Below are 18,235 nucleotides of genomic sequence, written 5' to 3'. Positions count from 1 at the left end.
GACGCGAGAGGGTTCTGTGGTCTGACTCTAACTATGAATTGTCTAGGAGACAAGGACCGCTGTTGCGGGGCTTGGTGCGCTACGTGCATAAGGGCGTGGCGTCAGAGCGACCTGTTGTGCTCACCGGAATGCCCAGTGGAGGTTCTCATCAATGCTTACCTTTAATACCTGGTTCCTCGTGCTTTGCTTGTGGATGTCTAGGGAGTGGGCTGCTTGGCATGAAGAATCGCTTTCCCTGCGTGTCCTACAAACGACCGACGGATTTATGGTCACCCGGGAAACAATATGGGACCAGGTTTCCAGACATCACTTGCTCCCACGTGCTGAGGATGTTTTTATAGTCGGCACGACTATCACGCCAAATGCTTGGGACCACCTAAAGCGCCTGCGCTTGCTGAGGTATATGAAGATTCAGGATTGTGGTTTCGACAAAGTAGTTGATGTTTCGTTTGACCACTGGCGGTTTCTAGTGGACGTTGATATTAGCAGGACCAGGCTTAACCGTAGATCGATTAGAAGTTTGGCAGCACTTCCACAGCTTAAGCGTATTTGTCTGTACAACGTTGGACTTTCGGACCAATGGTTAAGGGATTTCGGCAACGGCGAAAACATTGAAGGTTTGGTTGTTGGTGGAGATACTATTACTGATTTGGGTGCATGGCAGTTAATCTCAAGCCGGAAACATCTTCGCGAGTTGGGACTGCCGAACACAAAAGTGACAGACAAGGTAGCGGCATGGATTTCGGAATTGCAATGCCTTGAGGTGCTTGATCTGTCGAATACCGCGATTACCGACAAAGCCTTGAAGGAGCTGCGCGGGCTTACGCATCTGCGAGTGCTTAACTTAGCAGGGACTGCAGTGACAGATAACGGTATTGCGTATCTAGTGCTCCGTCACAGGATAATTTTGGGATAAACAGACTTCAGTTTGCAGCGGGCATCTTCCGCGGTCATTTGCCAGTCGACACCCCGCTGCCGAGCGTTGAGGTCTCCCGACCACGCCGCAATTTCCTCCTGAAGAAGACGTAACTCTCCCACACGACGCCCCGCCAGGCACTGCCGGGTCAAACAGCTCAACTCGCACTCCGCCACGTTCAGCCAACTGCCGTGTTTCGGCGTGTAAACAAACTCAATGCGACGAACGTACTGACGAGCCCGCTCCGCTGGGAACACCTCGTAAAACGCCCCTTTCGTGTGCGTGTTCAGGTTGTCGCAGATCAGCGTGATCCGCTCACAGTCCGCGTAACGCCCGTCCAAAAGCGCTGCCACCTCCGTGGCCCAGTCGCTCTTCGTCCGACGTTCCCGCGCCGTCGCCTGACGCCAACCGACCAAGGGCTCGCAAAACAGGAAGATCGCCGCCGTCCCCGCTCGTTCATACTCGTAATCCACTCGCCGGGGATGCCCTCTCGTCGCCGGAATCGGACGCCGCACTTCCTTCACCAACTGCACCGGCTGCTCATCCATGCAAACGACCGGATGCAACGGATCATATGGCCGACAATACACCTCCAGCACCTCTTCCATCTGAGCGACAAACTCCGCATCCGCCTCCGGCGGTATCACCCAGTACTGAATCTTCCGCGCCGTGATCTCGTTTTTTTTAGCGCCCGGCGTACTGTCTCGTGGCTGATCGATTCCACCACTTTCAGCTCCACCAACCGACGGGCCAGGAGGCGAAGCGTCCACTGACCGTAACCCGCAGGCGGCGGCCCCAAACGGGTGGCAATGATTTTCGCTTCCACCTCCCCATCCAGAATCTTGTTCGCTGGTGCCCCGACCGGCTCTTCCCTTCCAGCGTCTCCTCAAAACCCCGTTCCACAAAACGCTGACGAATCTTCTCTACCGTCTGCCGCCGACACCCGAACGCTTCGGCAATCTGTTGGTCCGTCCAGGCCGGACCGTCCGCGTCCACCTTCAGCAGAATCTGAGCGCGACGGACCTTCTGGCTGGTCCCCTTCAGCTTGCGAATGACCTCCTGGCATTTCTGACGTTCTTCCTCGGTCAGCCGGACAATATACTTCTTTCGCATGGCAACCCTCCTTGGCAAAAGGGAACGGAAACGACCACCGATCCTATCCCATCCCACCCACCCAAGACAATCCCAAAATTTTCCTGTGACGGAGCACTAGCTCACCACGATCGGCTGGAGATGCTGCTTCTTGACAATACGAGAGTTACTGACTGCGTTCTGTCGTATCTCGACACGATGAAATCACTGCATCCTGATCGGGTTACAGGTAGGGGAACTAAAGTCAACATCGAGATGTTTGAACGATGGATAGCCAAGCGGGCAGACGAGCGAGTTCGAAACAAGGAATCCAAACAAAGGCTTAAAGGGTCTCTGATTTGGCTTACTGGTGAATTTGATGAAATGCACCAGAAATGCAAGCTTTCTGGTGTGGTCATTCTCGAAAATCAGTCTCCAACACCTTGCCGGGTATGGTTGTCCGAGTTGCTTGTCATGGCCACGCTCCATGGTATCGCGAAGTATGACAGTAGACTATATGACAAACGTCGCGATTTGTTCTGTATAATTGACAACATGTTAGGTTCAGATGCTGTGTTTTACGCAAGATTATTGCTAGGTCCCGCCTTTGTATGGAAGGATGTTGAGCCACGAGGACATCTCGCACTCCCCCTGCGGTTCGAGGCCTCGGTGGATTGGATACCGCGGGCTGAAGTGGAAACGATGGAGTTGGAGCTATTCTGCCGATGTCCCGGCGACACGCGTTTCGGTTGTTGCGATCGCGTGGTCGTTTTCCGTGTGCCGCTCAAGGTTGTCTGGATCCGCAAGAATCGCCAATGGGTGATGTATCCCGCGAGTATGGCTAATAAATCTGCAATGCCGAATATAGAGCACACATTACACTAAATTGTGCAGGGATGAGTTACCGAATAAAGGTATTCTTTAAAACGGGGCACCTATGTGCCACACGCAGAGACAACTGTGATCGTGAGTTGTCGGACATGATCGCAGGGTACTGTCGCGGGGTCGTGGAAGCATAAAAAGTCGGCCGCTGGCTGAGCGCGGACCCGATCGGCTTTGCCGGTGGCGACGGGAATTTGTATCGGTATGTGGGAAATCGTGCATCATATGGAATAGACCCAAATGGCTTGTACTTAATCGTGTGGGGAGAATGGGCAGGTTATGAATGGCCGGATGGATTTCGATCCATGGTGATGCAGTCTCTGGATCGAATCGCCTTCCGATTGCCCCTTGTGATTAAGGAAATTGATTTGGAGATGAGCAGTCTGTCCCAATGCATGCGTTGCGAGCTTGGTAGAGAACTGCAAGCCCTCCGGAACGTGTTGGCTAGAGTGTTGAACGGGATTCGCTCGAAGAAGGATGTCCTCCGGTTTTTTAGGTATGATCTTAGCTCTTCGCATCCTGATTCCGACGCGATTCAGGGACCGACTTTTCCCATTTTTTCCATTATCGGTTTTCCTCGGCCGTACATTGCGTTCAATCAGGGGATTCGTCCGACTTGGTTCGAGAGGGATGTCGATTGGCAGGACCGAATTCTGTTCCACGAACTGACGCACATGTATGGGACAGTCGATGATGACTCAAAGGGCGAACTGATGAATGCTCACACAATTATGTGGCTGGTGGTACCGGGTCACAGTTTACGAGGCAATCCTGTGTACAATTGGATGAAGACTCGCGCTGCGCGCAAGTGCGGAAGTCTATCTTCTCCATAAAAGGTTGTACCCTATGTTGGCGTTGCGATGCTCTCGCCAGAAACTCTTGTGGGTCTTTGGTGGCGTATTGTTAGGTGCGTTAGGGGTGGGTGTAGGCCTGTATGTGCTCCAGTTGCCTTCAGAATTTGTGGGAAGCTACCCCACGGTGGAAGTGCGGATGACATTCCTTGACCGCCGCGGCAACCCGGTTGAAGGGGTTGAGTTACGGGTGGTAGATGAAGTAGGACAGGTATCGTGGGGTTATCCCGTCACTGACTTTCTACCTAGTAAACCTCTTCGCTCTGACAAACAGGGGAATCTTACCTTCCATCATGTATCTCAGGGAGTCGAGTATTCCGCACAAATGAGCATCCTCGATTATTTCCTTGGGTATTCGCATCTTGTCCCCCGGTTTAACTGTTGTTTGATCCTCGAGGACCGAGCTATTCTCAACGTGGACTTTAGGACCCTAATTCGAGAAGGGAAGACTACGGGGATGGTTGAGAGAAAATGGGATCCTTGCCAATATATTGAGGATCTCGCAATAAAGTCTCGACATGCACCAAAAGAGCAGTGGTTCGCCTTCCTCGATGAGTCAAAGCGAGACGCACGGAATGCATCGCAGAAGGCCAGGTATTATTACATCGTCAACACCATGGGAGATTGCTGGATTTGCCTGGATCAAGGGAGGGATGCTGGTCAAGTTATTCGTTACCAGGTTATTGAATATCCGGTCGTGTTGTCACTGGTTAATCACACCACGGATGAATAGTCACCATCGGTTTTGCATCGTTGTTTGCACACTGAAAAGCGACATCGGTCTATCTACGAAGTGTCATGTGGAGTGATTATCTGTCTGAGCAATTCTATGAGTGATGATTGAAAGTTCTTCGCGGCCCGGCCATTCGATGCCGACACTGGCCTGCAGAACAACCTCAACCGCTGGTACGATGCCCGTGTCGGCCGCTGGCTGAGCGAAGACCCGATCCAATTCGGTGGTGGGGTGAACCTGTATGTTTACTGCGGCAATAGCCCGGGGACGATTCCCGATCCCACCGGCGAAGGGGCAGCCGAATGGGAACCCGTCCGGTATTATTCTCTCCGGGTAGGAGCTCGGCCTCGGGTAAACGAAGGCAAATGGGGGGGCTTCAGGGCCGTCATCAATTGGATTGTAGAACCTCGCCCCATCATGCCGCCAAAACACACAGGCCTTCCCTCGACAAGCTGGATTATACAGTATGTCACGGCTGAGTTCGATGTCAGGGATGCAAACGGCAACAGAATTCACGATCCGCGGGATGATGGAAGGTGGGGCTATTGGGAAGCGTGGGAAGTGCGGCCAGGTCAGCCATCCCCAGTGACCAGGCCGGGAGTGGCTGTCGATGACGAATTCAGCCAGCCTAATGGCCTCCCAGACACTTGCGGCACCATCGTGATGACAGGATTTGCCGCGTTCTATCCATACACGAACTTGCCGGCCGACTTTGTTCCCAACAATCCGATGACCCATGCGGGGGAGTTGCGTTCTACAAGAAACGCCAACGCGTTTGCGGGGCTTCAGCCGAGGTCGGGTACCTTTGTTCGTAAAGTCATAGCGACATGGACAACGTCCGGCGCAACACGTGTTGTGCAGATGTTGTTCGCTGGAGAGCTCCCGGAGCCATGGCCAGGTAATATTGCGTGATGCCTTTGTAGCTGAAAAAGTGTCTTATGCGTGTCGTCTCAAATTTGTTTTTCGCGATTGCGGTTGTTCTGGGGCCTCGTTGTCCTGACGTAGAGCCGGGCCCTGCTATAACGTGGGAGGACTGCTCTCCGGACACAAGGGTGTTCTCCACAGAGATTTCCTGGGAAGCTTTGGACGGATCTCCCCCCTGGCGTGAGAGCGAGCCGAATCCGCCTTTTCCGGCCAGAAAGGCACTCAAACTTGCGGAGAAGGAAAAGTCCCGACTGGTCAAGGACTCGCCACAGCATGGTATTTTTTGGTACCTGGATAAAGTTAGGCTTAGGCCCTGGGAGGACCACTGGTATTGGGAAATTTCCTATAAGGTCCACTATGACCGCGACGAGCTGTATGGGCTCACGCTTGCGGTGCTGCTGGATGGGACGCTCGTTCAGCCCAGGGAGTATGGTATACGGGATGACGAGTCGCCGTCGATCTATTGGGCAACAAGACCGGGCACTCCGTCATTGCCGGTAAGAGAAAAGGTGTACAGCTCGTTTAATGGCCGGGACTTTGTCACCACGATATCCTGCGAAATGCTTCGGCGCAGTCCGCCGTGGCGACCGAATGAAGCGAATCCGCCCCTGTCGGCCAGAAAGGCACTTGCCCTGGCCGAGCGGGAGAAGGCGAGACTGCTCAGGTCTTCTGCCGACAGAGACACGCTATGGTCCCTGGAAGGCATCAGCCTCGTGCCGCGCGCGGGTGATCGGTGGTATTGGGTCATCGAGTATTGGGGTAGGCCAGGCGGAGCATTGGGGGGCTTGCCCTCCATTCTCAATGTTGTAGTACTGATGGACGGGACGGTGGTTCCGCCGAAGGGGTTACGCCACCCCGGCTCACGTTTCACGAACGGTCGTGCTGCTCCACCGAGGGAGGGAAATGGGGCCTCAGGGAGCAATGACGCCAACGAGACTTGTCAGAAAAAGCGCGGTTCAGGAGGCGCCGGCCAAAACGATCACTTACCCAACCAACCCCGATGAACGCACGTGCCGGGCTGTTTGGCGAGCAGCTTCGAGCACCCTCAGATCGGCCACCTCCGCCAGCGGTATTTTGGGGCCCGGCGGTGGATCAGATCCTGGCCGAGGAGACCGTTGACGGCGGCACGGCCGACCTTGTACAGTGGACGCTGACGGACCACCTGAACACGGTCCGGGACGTCGCCAAGTATGATCCGGGCAGCGACATGACCACCGTGGTCAATCACCTCACTTATGACGCTTTTGGCCGGGTCACGTCGGAAAGTAATCCGACGATTGATAGTCTCTTTTTATTCACCAGTAGACCATTCGATAGTGACACGGACCTTCAAAACAATCTCAACCGCTGGTACGATGCCCACGTCGGCCGCTGGCTGAGCGAGGACCCGATCGGCTTCGCTGGTGGTGATGGGAATTTGTATCGGTATGTCAAGAATAGCCCGATCATGTCAACTGACCCTTCAGGAAAAGGCGACGAGCACTCTAGCGACCCAAACACAACATTTCTGGACGCAATCGAGGCGGCCAACACGGTGAAAGACTTGCTTAAAGAGGTTGCTGATCCCACCAAGCCGGGAAGCCTCACCGTTTTGCTCGATCTACCGAGTAACGTGCTGCAAGAGCAATTGTCTAAGTTCCTGCGGGCACTCAATGAGTTTCAGCCGCAGACAGATTGCGCTCGATGGTACAAGCGCGCCGTTGAAGCGATCCTTGCTGCACATCGCGGTGACGGAAGAATGTGCCCAGATATCGCCGCTGGGGATGCGTCAGATCGCACTTTAGGCGACCGATGCGCTCTGGATCTGGCGATTCGGTCTGGAGGTAGCTCCTCCTCCGCGCTTTTCTGCAGATTTGCAAGGAGGGTGTCCGAAGCGTGCGCCGACCTTGCTCGAAGGAACATCGGAAAGCCATGGCGGGGGTGAAGCTGCAGACACGCACGCTTGAATAGAACCTTTTGATAAAAGTTCGTTCGGGCGGTACTCGCAAAGTCGTCAACAGGGATTATGTGGTGGTGATAAAATTCCATGACGCGACTATGTTTTCGGCGATAAATCACGCATTTACGTCTGGTACGATTGGGAGGCCTTCCTCATGAGTCTGTGGTTGCCAATAGTGTTTTGCTTGGTTGCAATGTGTGACACGCATGAGGCCACCTTCTTATGCGACGAGCCCGTGGAGGACCTTAACCTAAGACGGTGGGTGGATCGTTCTCGGACGTGGTACGACCAATTGACCGAGGACGAGCGAGCAGAAAATGCGGTTCTATTCGCAAATGCCTACGTTCAGTTGCAGCAATTCCGTACTGCCTTCAATGTTATTTCGCGCGTGAATGAAGCGGCTGCCAAAGCCGACGGGATCATCTTGCTGTGCGGAGCGCTTGCGTCTCATGGACACGTGGACCTTGCAGAGCGATTAGCAGAAACTCTTTCCGACGGTATAGAAGTTGGTCCCAAGCGAGAATCGGATTCTCGCTTCGCGGACAGTCCTCGAACTCGGGCGTTGCGTCTTATAGCACTATTCCGGATGATTCGAGGCGACCTTGAAGCGACGCTGGGCGCGGCGCGAAAGATTGCGGATGAGCGTGCCCGTGCTTCGGTGTTGCTTCGCGCGGCGGAATATGGAGCCAAGGCCGGGCATTATGCTGCGGCAGAAAAGACGCTGCGCATTGCAAGGGATTTGGGAAAGGCCGATCCTATTGAAATTGCTCGGGTAGAGCAAGTGATTGCAGAATGCCGTCGTCATGGACGCAAGGAGGCGCCAAGACCCGGTTTCTTGAACAGTTTGAGAGGCGCGGTCGTTGCCTTCGCGGAAGCGCCGGCGCAAGACAAAGAAGAACAAACACAGCCAAACCAATCGGAAAACGAGAAACCAGTGCCCAGTCTAGAGGTTGCCTGGAGAAGATTGGAGGCAGGCGACACCGTTGGAAGCAGGGTTGCAGCCGAAGAGCTTTTGCGATTCCTGGATTCGCGATCTGAAAGGCTTGAATTTGCCAACGCAGTTGACTACTGCTTACTAGCCGATCTTTTCTTAGAACTCGGAGACACGCAGAAGGCGCACAGCTTGGCTATGAAAACGTTTCGGCTAGTAATGCAGGGTTCGCAGTTCGATCAAGGCTTGGCGAGCTTCACGATACTTCCGTTGATGGTTTCTGTCCTCGCGAGGGCGGGTTGCGTCCAAGAGGCCATTCATTTCATTGAAAACTTGGAAACGTCTATACTACGTAAAGAGGCAGGGGATTTGTCATCGACCGGCGAAGCATGGCTAGCTTTAGGTGCGAGTTGTGCGTTGGTGGGCAGAATAGACTTTATCGAGGGACTAGTCCAGGAGGATCGCCCAGCCCGCCAGAAGACGCTACTATCGTTGGGTGTTGCCGTCGGCTTGCTGGAAACAAAACGACAATGAGGGGACATTGCTCCAAGGCCCTTCCAGCATTCGTGCAGATAAGGACACAGTGAGGGTCCATTCGCCCTGTCACATTTGGAAGGCCCGGCGGTGGACCAGATTTTGGCTGAGGAAAATGTTGACAATGGGGCTGATGAAACCGTACAGTGGACGCTGACGGACCACTTGAACACGGTTCGGGACATCGCCAAGTATGATCCGGGGAGCGACATGACTACCGTGGTCAACCATCTCATCTACGACGCCCTCGGCAGGGTGACGTCGGAGAATAAGAATCTATCCGAAAACCTCAACATTGGCGTGATTCCCTGGACGCAGTTCGGTTTTCGGATAGGGGTCTTATTATCGCGGCCAAGTGATTGGCCCTGCCAATTTCGGGTTACTCATCTCCCGCCATGCGTAAGAGTTCATGGCGGCATGGCACTCGTGATTTTTGACTGACCGAGACCCCGCGGCTAACCCGGCCGAAAGACTTCTCTCACTTCGGCATTGCCAAAATTCGATCTTCCTTATCCCGGCATTCAATGACCAAATGCTCGGGCGAAACGTGTTTTTCACCCGCCACTCGAATCGTCACGTTATTTTTTGTTTCCAAGTCAGTAATGAAACGCCGTTTATTATTATTGAGATATTCAGCAACTTCTTCATGAACGGTCACTGTAATCTTGGCCACGCGATCCACAAGTACCGCCAGGAGAAGTTGCCGCATCGTTTCGATGGCCATCGTCTCCACGGTTTTGACCCAACCGGCCCCTTTACACAGAGGACAATCCCGGTAAAGGGTCCTTTTCAAACTGGGGCGAATCCGCTGGCGCGTCATCTCGATCAAACCGAATGGACTGGTGCGGAGGATTTTGGTCCTTGCGCGATCGCGGCGCATCGCCTCCCGCAGTGCCCTCTCGACCGCTCGGCGATGTTTCTCTTTTCGCATGTCAATAAAATCGTTGACGATGACACCCCCCAGATCACGCAGGCGAATTTGCCGGGCAATTTCCTTGGCGGCGATGAGATTGATCTGGAACGCGGTTTCTTCGGCCGAGTCATCCACCCGGAAATTGCCGCTATTGACATCGATCGCCACCAGAGCTTCGGTCTGATCGATGACGATGGATCCACCGGGAGACAGCGGCACTTCACGCTGATGGATGATACTTATCTCTTTTTCCAAACCGTACTTATGGAAGAGGGGTTCCTTTCCGTCGTAATATTTGAGCCGGTCCACATACCGGGGCATGACCATTTCCAGGAATTCCTTCGCCCGCTCGTATGTTTTCGGCTCGTCGATGATGATGGTTCCCACCTCCGCACTGAAGATATCGCGAATGGTGCGGATGATCATGTCGCTTTCCTGGTAGATGTCCACCGGTGCTTCCAGCTTTTTGATCCGCCGCACGATCACCTTCCAGAGGCGGAGGAGATAGGCGAGGTCGCGGGAAAGCTCTTTTCTGGTGCGGTCGGCTCCCGCCGTGCGGACGATGAACCCCAATCCTTTGGGCAAATCGAGCTGATGCATGATTTCGCGGAGCCGGCGGCGTGTGGCCTCGTCTTCGATTTTGCGGGAAATTCCCACCCGACCTAAGGCAGGCATCAGGACGAGATAACGTCCCGGAATGCTGATATAAGTGGAGAGCGTCGGCCCTTTGTTGCCGATGCCCTCTTTGATCACCTGAACGATCACCTCATCGCCGCGGCGGAAGATGCTTTGAATGGGGGGACGAACCCTGGGCCGAATATTATTCCGGCGATTTCGAGCAGGGCGAGTGGTTTCACCATCCAGGCCGTTGAGAACTCCCGACGCAGGGGGCGGCAAATCGCCAAGTTCGTCCGGGTCATATCCGGCCTGACGGAAATACTGGGGTTCCACATCGCTGACGTGCAGGAACCCATTCCGACCGATTCCAAAATCCACAAACGCCGCTTGAATGCTCGGCTCGAGATTGACGACGATTCCCTTGTAGATGTTGCCGACGTAGCTTTCCTGGTCAGCACGTTCGATGTAAAGCTCTTCCAGGACGCCGTCTTCTACAATGGCAATTCGACATTCCTCGGGCTGGGCAGCATTGATCAACATTTCCTGCTTCATAAACTCGCCATCCTTTGCGGCGCTGGAGGCGAGTGCGCATCGGGAGACCTCGGCCGGTGCTGAACGTCCAGTCCTGTGAGATCCCCTTCGCGTTCGTCATCAGACCACCTCCACCCGGCTGCGCACAAGAGGAATCCCCTGCGCTTCGAGATCGTCAAGCTCCAGCATCCGAAGCACTTCCCGAGGATGGAGAGATCCGCGGGGATCGACACGGAGAGTGAAACTCAGCCGGCCGTCGGTAAGACTCCACTCCAGGAGATGATCGAGGAGATTGCGTTCGACGGCCTGGCCCTGCTGCGTCATGTCCACGCGGGAGTGGGCACCGATCGCGTCAAGCCGGCTTCGAACCTTTTCTTCTCGGTCCAAAGGTACCTGAATTTCGTAAGTCACGCGGGAAACCTGCGCTGTGCGGGTCCCGGGTGGAACAAGCTCGACGCGATGAAACGCCAACCCTGGAACAGTTGCTTGCTGAAGGCGGGCGAGAATCTCGTCGGCGGACAAAGCCTCGGTCAGCTCAAGTTCGAGAACTTCGTTGCGCCCTTCCAATCCGAGGGCAAGCGCCAGAGGGAAACTGATCTTCGGTTTTGGATGGTACCCCTGGCTGAAAGCAAGCGGAAGTCCTGCCCGCCGGAACAGTCGCTCCAGAGTTCGCACCAGGTCGTGGTGGCCGATAAATCGCAAATCTCCCGTTTTGGAGAAGCGAATGCGCACTCGTTGCCGGACCGTTAACCGGTCCATCCCATCGTTGCCGCTGGCGATGGGACCTCGGTTTTTAGAAACCCCTGAATTCGTTTGATCCGATTGTGATCCGATGCGTGTCACCTCTTTTCACAGAGCGCTGACAACCGCGTAGCACATCTCCTCGGCTTCCTGACCGACTGGCCTCCAAAAGCCGAAGGAGAAAAAACGTGTTCGCATTGAACTGTGCCGCCTAACGCCCGCACGGGGAATCGTTTCACCCCAGCTGGCGGAAGTACAGCGAACGGGCAAAGCTCCCACATCCAATATTTTACCACCCAAACAGGGCACGATTATCTCCTCGCGTGCGGGGCTCTCCCTAGTGTCATTTTGTGGATGCCGTTAATCTTCCCCTATCGTGCAATATCGATTGCCCAGCATAGCAAAATCTAGGGCATCTGACCAGCCCAGGGCGGGCGGCGTGCCGGTCGATCGTTGGTCGGCCCCCTGCCCACCCTGGTGATTCATCCACAGCTCACCCCATGACGGGGAGATGCTCGTCTCACCGGGACTGGCCAGGCGACAATCTGGGTCACTGGCGGGCCCGCTGCCGAAGGGCCTGAGCCCGCTGGACAGTCTCGCCCCCGGGCGCTGCCTGGATGACCTGATCCATGGCCTTCGCCACGGTTGCGGCATCCGAGGCGGGGAGTTTTTCGGCAATTTGCACGGCCGCCTCAGCAGCTTCTGCCTTCAGTTCCGGCACAGCCAACTGTGTCACCGCTAGTTGAAGGCCTTCCGCTGTGGGATATCGCCGGAGCACCTCCAGTACCAGCCGTTTTTCCTCCGGTCGCTGGGCGGCAGCGAGGGCCTCCTTGCACATTGCGATCCGGTCGTTCAAGGGCACTTCAAGCTGTCGGGCGATCCGAATATAACCGCGCAGGGCGCGAATGCGATACCGCGGATTCCCGGTCCTGGCCAGATCCAGAAGCACGGGAGCGGCATCTGCCGACATCCATTCCCCGAGAGCCCGTGTGGCGGCATCCTGAACCTCGTCTTCGGAATCCCGGGCAGCCTGTGCGAGTCCGCGCAGCGCGCCCTGTCCCCCCATCGCGCCGAGGATTTCTACAATGGCCACCCGTACCCGCGTGGGCGCTTGCGGCCAGACTGCCATCAGCTTGGCCGCGGCAGCATCCAGATCAGGCATCCGGCTGCATGCCACAATCAGCGCGTTGCGGACCGCCTGGAATTCTTGATCATCACGCGGCTGGAGAAGCCGTGCGATAAGAACGTCGAGCTGTTCCAGGGGCACAATCATACCCAGGGCCTGAATGGCTGCCCCACGCACCGCCGGGTCGTCACTGTTCACGTCGGCAAGGGCAACCGGCAAAGCCGCTTCCAGGAGGCGCTCACCTACTGCCTGAAGCAGTACCACCCGCTGCGGCCCCTGCGCAGACTGAAGTGCCTTCAGAATTGCGTCATCAACTCCCTGTCCGGTGAGCTGCACCAGGCTTTCTGCCGCGGCTTGAGCCAGTTCACCCCCTTCGGTGGCCGCGGAGACCAGAACCGGCACCGCCGAGGCGTCGCCCACTCGACCGAGCAAGCGGACAGCCACCAATCGCAACGCCCAGTCGGCCTCCTGAGCCGCTTTGACGATGGCAGCGATGCCTGCTGGCTCACCGATGTCGGCGAGGGCCTCCAGGATCGCCACCTGCCGGGGATCGGCCGGTCTTACCCCTTCGCCGATTCTGATCATCTCGCCTTCTCTGACGCGGAGCGAAAACTCCTGGCCACCCAGCGAATAGACGAGTTCGAGCTCTTTCACGACGCCCGGGGCCGGGTCGCCGGCCAACGAGTTGGATGCCTCGACCTGGAGACTGTTATTTCGCACGGCCGCCCGCAGGGCCTCCGTAACGTCCGCCCAACGGTCGCCGGCTCCGTAACGAGCTGACTTGATCACGAGTAATGGTGGACGCTGCTGGGGAGTTGCTGTTATCGGTCCAAGCTCCGCAACCAGGGCCTGGGCAACTGCCGGTCCTTTCATTTCCCGCGCGGTGGACAGGGCAATGGCCACCAAATCCTTGTCACCGGATCTGAGTTGCTCTACCAAGAGGGGAATGCCTTCCGGCCCCCGAACCAGAATCGCCCCCCGTGTGGCTTCCACACGCCGTGGTTTGGGCACGTCGGCCGAGCGGACAAGGTCATAAAGCGATTGCGCGGCCGCGGCATTCCCGTCAGCAAGATATCGATCCGCGCAGGAGAGAAGTCCTTCGGCCACGGCGTTCCGCACGACTGGCGACGCGTGGTTGAGCACCGGCCGAAGGATTTCCACCACCTTCTCTCCGCCAATTCGGCCCAGGGCTACTGCTGCTGCCGCCGCGACCTCCGCGTCGCTATCGCCGAGTCGCCCGGCTAAAACCTCGATCGCTTGTGGATCGCGCCGCACAGCGATGGAGTTGATCACGCCAACGGCCAGCCGCCCCTCCAACTTTCGCGCCGCTTCCCGCAGTGCTGCATCACAGGTTGGATCAGGAATCGCCTCCAAAGCGATACGCGCCCAGGAAGCGAGTTCAGAATCCGCGAGGAGCGGCGCCAGCACGGGAACTGCTTGCCCGGTACCGAACACCGCCAGTTTTTTGCAAGCCAAGGCCTTATCACCTTTGGGGGCGTCGGACTTGAGGATGGCAATCAGTTCCGACTCCGGCACAGGGGCCTGCTGTGCGAAAGCCCCAAGCTTGACTCCTAAAGTCATTACCCCAAGCAGGATAATCAAGATTCCGCGTTTCCAGATCTGCATGGTCATTTCTCCTCAACAGTAATATCGCGATTCTTTGTTCCACGTGCCACTTCGGCAGACCTTGCGTTCCGATTACACACGCCACGGTTCGCGGAGAGCTTCGCCGCGCAACCGGTTCGCCTGTTCGTCATCGATGAATTCATACTTGACGGGGTCGAAGCGCAGTTTTCGTCCGAGGAAGATCGCGATATTGACGGCATGGCACGCAATATGGGAGTGGCAAGCCACGTCCGCGTTGGCCTTTGGCTTGCCCCTTGTCTTCACACAGTCCAGGAAATCTCGCACGTGGAAAGTCGCCGGATACCCCCCGATTTCCGCCACTTTTCGTCCAGCTAGCAGAGCCGGGGAGCTGAGGGCCAATTTCCCGCTGTCCCCTGTTTCCACCCAACCGCGGTCACCCTCAAATCGCACCGGGCACGATCCAAGCGGCAACCAGCCTTCTTCGCGAAGAACCAAGGTCACACCGTTCGCATATTTGGCTTTCACCTGGTTTCCCTCCGGGGGATAGTACTCCACGGGGACGGTGTTGTCGGCGTTGTTGGCCCACTGACACAAATCGACACAGTGAGAACCCCACTCGAGTACACCCCCGCCAACGAGCCCGCCGCCTTTTTCGAAGTTGAAGCCGTCCAGCCAGCGTTTGTTAAACGGTCGCCACGCGGCAGGGCCGAGGTAGAGATCCCAATCGATCTCTTCCTTGGGCGGCTCGGGCTCCGCGGGGGCCCAACCGCTCATGCTTGTGCTCATGCCAGCCGGGTGTGCATAGACTGTGTGCAACTTCCCGAGACGTCCCTTTTGCGCCAGCTCCACAGCGAAGGCAAAATGGGGGAGATTCCGCCGTTGCGTCCCCGCCTGGAACACTCGCCCTGTTCGCCGAAACGTTTCAGCCAAAATCAGACTCTGTGTGATGTTCTTGGTCACCGGCTTTTCGCAGTACACATCCTTGCCCGCCTTGGCTGACAGAACCGACGCAAGAAAGTGCCAGTTTGGCCCGGTGGCAATCAGCACGGCGTCGATATCCGGCCGGTCCAGAAGCTCGCGGAAGTCCCGATACGTCACACAATTATTGTTCCCGTAGCGCTGGTCCACCATGCGCTTGGCTTGTTCCCGACGGAACAACTTCACATCCGCGATGGCGACACATTCGACGTCGGGTTCCTGGAGAAAACACCCCAGGTCGTAGGTGCCGCGATTTCCAATGCCGATGCCGCCCAAACGAATCCGCTCGCTGGCCGCAGCGAGCCCTTCCATTCCCAGGGCTCTTGGGGACACAAACGTGGGGACCGCCAGGGCCGCACTGGCCCCCAGTGCTGTGCGGAGAAATCCCCGCCGTGAAATGTGAATTCTACGATCGTTCATGATTTCCTCCTCGTGCGTTCTCAAGAATTCCGACGCGGACGCTGCAACTGGCAAATTACGGCAGGCAAGACAGCGTATCGCCCCGCACCGCGGGGGCACTCGGCAAGCGGAAAACTGTGACTGCCATTGATAATCGTTTGTTGGGAATGGCTTGTCAAGCGCTGGCGAAAGCTGCCCCATTCCTACCCTCTTTAATAGTTTGGGAGGCTACCGGCTGAATCTGTTGAACGGGCCATCGCCTGAATGCGTGGTACAGGCAATTCATGAATTGCCCCTACCTTAACCGGATGAGCAGACGGAGCACAAGCGGTGAAGTGGACCATCAAACGCTGGAATGCGAACCTGCCAAACAGGTTTCCCAAACTGAATCTGATCCCTGCGCAACGCCTGGTCGCGGTCCGCGCTCTTTTCCTGCCGTTGAGAGGAAGTATGGACGAATCGCCGGCGAAAGCCCCCCAGTTTGTTGACTTTATCCTTCACCAGAAGTAGAAAGAAGTCGCCCACTGCTGAGTCTCACCAAGCTATCACGAGGGAGAAACTCGCATGAGAACCCAGTGCCAGGGCGTGAAGCCATTTCACTTGCTGTTAGATGCCTCACGCTATGCTCTGTTCCTGGGCGTTGGCTGTCTGGCCTATTTTGCCGTTTCGCCTTCCCTCCAGGCCCAGGATTTGGCGTCAGAAATCCAGAAGTACCTTCGCCGTCAGCGCGTGGTACAACAGCTTCGGGAGCTGGGGAAGCAGATCGACGAATTTAACGAAAAATTTCCGAACTTGCAGTTGCCCGAATCGCTTGGGGGGCTCGCGCCGTTTATGGAAATGCAGGTGGGAAGGGACTTCAATCTTCCGCCGCATCCCCTGGGACATCTCCTGCGCCCACTGCCGGGCCGATCAGCCCGAGCGTCCTCTGCTGCCCCGAAACGATCCAGCAACGCCGACAACCGCTTCATCCCGCCCGGTGGTAAGCTTGTTCTCGCCGACATCGAAGGCCCCGGAATCATTCAGCACATCTGGATGACCTTTCCCAGTCCCGAACCGAGCTGGCTGGGAAAGGAGGGCAATGCCAACCATAGTGAGCTCGTTCTCCGCATGTACTGGGATGGTGCCACCGAGCCGGCCGTGGAATCGCCCGTGGGAGACTTCTTCGCGGCCGGGTTTGGGCAGCGAGCGCCGGTCAACTCCGCTGCGATCACGGTGGAAGGGGGAGATGCCTACAACTCCTGGTGGCCAATGCCATTTAAAAAGTCAGCCCGGATCGAAATCACCAACGAGAGCACGAAACCCCTCAATGCCTTTTACTATCATGTTGATTACTGTCGGCTGGAATCGTTACCGGACGACATTCTCTACTTTTGTGCCCAGTATCGGCAGGAATTCCCGGTGCAATCGGGCCGGGACTATCTCATTCTGGACGCCGTGGGGCGTGGACAATATGTGGGCACTGTCCTTAGCGTCCGCTCAAGGAGCCCCGAATGGTTCGGCGAAGGAGACGAAAAGCTCTACATCGACGGCGAATCAACCCCAAGTATCTGGGGCACGGGAACGGAGGACTACGTCCTGAACGCTTGGGGAATGGGTACCGGTACATATCCCTACTTTGGGGTCACGATGCTCGAAGGTGAGTGGGGCATGGTGGGCTACAAAACCACGGTGTATCGGTGGCACATTCTGGATCCCATCCGCTTTGAAAAATCTCTCCGCGTTGTGATCGAAGATGCCGGCTGGATCAGTGAGGATGAATTGGCTCCCAACACCCATCGGGGATTTGTGGAACGCAACGACGACTTTGCGACCGTGGCCTTCTGGTACCAGCAGGGACAGCCAAAGCGATTCACCGAGCTTCCGCCTGCTTCTCAACGGCGGCTCCCTGAGCTCGACATTATCATCGAGGGACAAGAACTGCTTGCCAAAGGCAGGTCCGAAGGCGGTACACTTCACCTTCAGTCGGGGCACTTTTGGACGGGCCACGGTCAACTCTTTTTCAACAACACAAAAGGCCTCGGAGCCTGGTTCGAGTGCGAGTTTGAGGTTAAGACGGAAGAACTGCGCCAGTTGACCTTACGTGTCACCGATTCCTACGATTTCGGGATTTATCGGATTCTCCTCGACCACGAGGTGGTGCGAGATTGGGAAGACTTCTATTCCCCGGAGATTCGCGTCCGGGAGATCAACTTGGGACAGCGTACGCTTTCAAAAGGAACCCATGTGCTGCGGTTTGAATGTGTAGGCCAGTCACCGGCATCTCGCGGCACCAAATTGGGTGTGGATTCGGTCCGGCTGCGGCAGCGATGGCAGATCAAGCGACGCACTCCGGCCGATGTCGAAACGCCTGACAACCCGCCCAATGAGGCAGCACACAAAAACGGATGATCACAGCAAATGCGGATGCGGTACCGGGAATTTCGTTATCCTGTGGTCCCACTTAATCCACCGTTGGGCGTTTGGCAAGTGAACTGCTAACGGATACAGTGAAATTCGGCATTCTCATGCCGGATGACGAACCATGAGCGGTCGGGTTACTTCGTTCGATCGGGTTGGCTCGT

15 protein-coding genes and 1 pseudogene are annotated in these 18,235 nt (G+C 56.3%); 9 read left to right on the top strand and 7 right to left on the bottom strand.

Annotated features, from left to right (window positions below; translation table 11 throughout):
• The first annotated feature begins 151 nt into the window (after positions 1 to 151).
• Complete coding sequence (locus tag THTE_RS16360; protein ID WP_095416445.1) at positions 152 to 916, top strand: leucine-rich repeat domain-containing protein; 765 nt, start codon at positions 152 to 154, stop codon at positions 914 to 916.
• Here the strand turns inward: THTE_RS16360 and THTE_RS16355 are convergent.
• From THTE_RS16355 to THTE_RS16350, 3 genes are read right to left on the bottom strand one after another with little or no spacing between them, the layout of a single operon-like run.
• A complete protein-coding gene (locus THTE_RS16355) occupies positions 895 to 1,590 on the bottom strand; it encodes an IS630 family transposase (RefSeq protein WP_420823860.1) in 696 nt (231 codons plus the stop codon). The genes THTE_RS16360 and THTE_RS16355 overlap by 22 nt on opposite strands.
• The gene (locus THTE_RS18735; protein WP_420823851.1) at positions 1,560 to 1,715 is read right to left on the bottom strand and encodes a hypothetical protein; all 156 of its coding nucleotides are present in this window, start codon (positions 1,713 to 1,715) and stop codon (positions 1,560 to 1,562) included. Before THTE_RS18735 ends, THTE_RS16355 begins: the two co-directional genes overlap by 31 nt.
• Positions 1,646 to 2,029, bottom strand: coding sequence for a helix-turn-helix domain-containing protein (locus THTE_RS16350; RefSeq protein WP_095416444.1), 384 nt, complete (start codon positions 2,027 to 2,029; stop codon positions 1,646 to 1,648). Before THTE_RS16350 ends, THTE_RS18735 begins: the two co-directional genes overlap by 70 nt.
• Before the next feature lie 120 nt (positions 2,030 to 2,149).
• On the opposite strand from THTE_RS16350, the gene THTE_RS16345 reads away from it, so the two are divergent.
• From THTE_RS16345 to THTE_RS16310, 7 genes and pseudogenes are all read left to right on the top strand, one after another.
• The gene (locus THTE_RS16345) at positions 2,150 to 2,872 is read left to right on the top strand and encodes a hypothetical protein (protein ID WP_095416443.1); all 723 of its coding nucleotides are present in this window, start codon (positions 2,150 to 2,152) and stop codon (positions 2,870 to 2,872) included.
• A gap of 915 nt (positions 2,873 to 3,787) precedes the next feature.
• The gene (locus THTE_RS16335; protein ID WP_157732178.1) at positions 3,788 to 4,453 is read left to right on the top strand and encodes a hypothetical protein; all 666 of its coding nucleotides are present in this window, start codon (positions 3,788 to 3,790) and stop codon (positions 4,451 to 4,453) included.
• A gap of 129 nt (positions 4,454 to 4,582) precedes the next feature.
• Positions 4,583 to 5,365: pseudogene (locus THTE_RS16330) on the top strand (RHS repeat-associated core domain-containing protein); the annotation flags it as partial.
• 140 nt (positions 5,366 to 5,505) lie between these two features.
• Entirely contained in the window at positions 5,506 to 6,381 is an 876-nt protein-coding gene (locus tag THTE_RS16325; RefSeq protein ID WP_157732105.1) for a hypothetical protein, read from the top strand.
• Complete coding sequence (locus THTE_RS16320) at positions 6,378 to 7,301, top strand: RHS repeat-associated core domain-containing protein (RefSeq protein WP_095416439.1); 924 nt, start codon at positions 6,378 to 6,380, stop codon at positions 7,299 to 7,301. Before THTE_RS16325 ends, THTE_RS16320 begins: the two co-directional genes overlap by 4 nt.
• 169 nt (positions 7,302 to 7,470) lie before the next feature.
• On the top strand, positions 7,471 to 8,781 hold the full coding sequence (locus tag THTE_RS16315; protein WP_095416438.1) for a hypothetical protein: 1,311 nt from the start codon (positions 7,471 to 7,473) through the stop codon (positions 8,779 to 8,781).
• A gap of 90 nt (positions 8,782 to 8,871) precedes the next feature.
• Entirely contained in the window at positions 8,872 to 9,222 is a 351-nt protein-coding gene (locus THTE_RS16310; protein ID WP_095416437.1) for a hypothetical protein, read from the top strand.
• A 37-nt stretch (positions 9,223 to 9,259) separates the two neighbouring features.
• Here the strand turns inward: THTE_RS16310 and THTE_RS16305 are convergent, their stop codons facing one another.
• From THTE_RS16305 to THTE_RS16290, 4 genes are all read right to left on the bottom strand, one after another.
• Positions 9,260 to 10,864: an Rne/Rng family ribonuclease gene (locus THTE_RS16305; protein WP_095416436.1), complete on the bottom strand. Its 1,605-nt coding sequence runs from the start codon at positions 10,862 to 10,864 to the stop codon at positions 9,260 to 9,262.
• Between the two features lie 99 nt (positions 10,865 to 10,963).
• Positions 10,964 to 11,602, bottom strand: coding sequence for a TIGR03936 family radical SAM-associated protein (locus tag THTE_RS16300; protein ID WP_095416435.1), 639 nt, complete (start codon positions 11,600 to 11,602; stop codon positions 10,964 to 10,966).
• Between the two features lie 532 nt (positions 11,603 to 12,134).
• A complete protein-coding gene (locus THTE_RS16295; RefSeq protein ID WP_168175880.1) occupies positions 12,135 to 14,336 on the bottom strand; it encodes a HEAT repeat domain-containing protein in 2,202 nt (733 codons plus the stop codon).
• Positions 14,337 to 14,408: 72 nt separating this feature from the next.
• On the bottom strand, positions 14,409 to 15,695 hold the full coding sequence (locus tag THTE_RS16290) for a Gfo/Idh/MocA family protein (RefSeq protein WP_095416433.1): 1,287 nt from the start codon (positions 15,693 to 15,695) through the stop codon (positions 14,409 to 14,411).
• A 543-nt stretch (positions 15,696 to 16,238) separates the two neighbouring features.
• Here THTE_RS16290 and THTE_RS16280 point away from each other — a divergent pair.
• Positions 16,239 to 18,062 carry a glycoside hydrolase family 172 protein gene (locus THTE_RS16280; protein WP_095416431.1) on the top strand — a complete coding sequence of 608 codons (1,824 nt, stop codon included), beginning with the start codon at positions 16,239 to 16,241 and terminating at the stop codon, positions 18,060 to 18,062.
• Positions 18,063 to 18,235 lie beyond the last annotated feature (173 nt).

This window comes from Thermogutta terrifontis, assembly GCF_002277955.1.
Taxonomy (GTDB): Bacteria; Planctomycetota; Planctomycetia; order Pirellulales; family Thermoguttaceae; genus Thermogutta; species Thermogutta terrifontis.
Note: the sequence above shows the minus strand (reverse complement) of the source record. Positions and strands in the feature narration are given on the sequence as shown.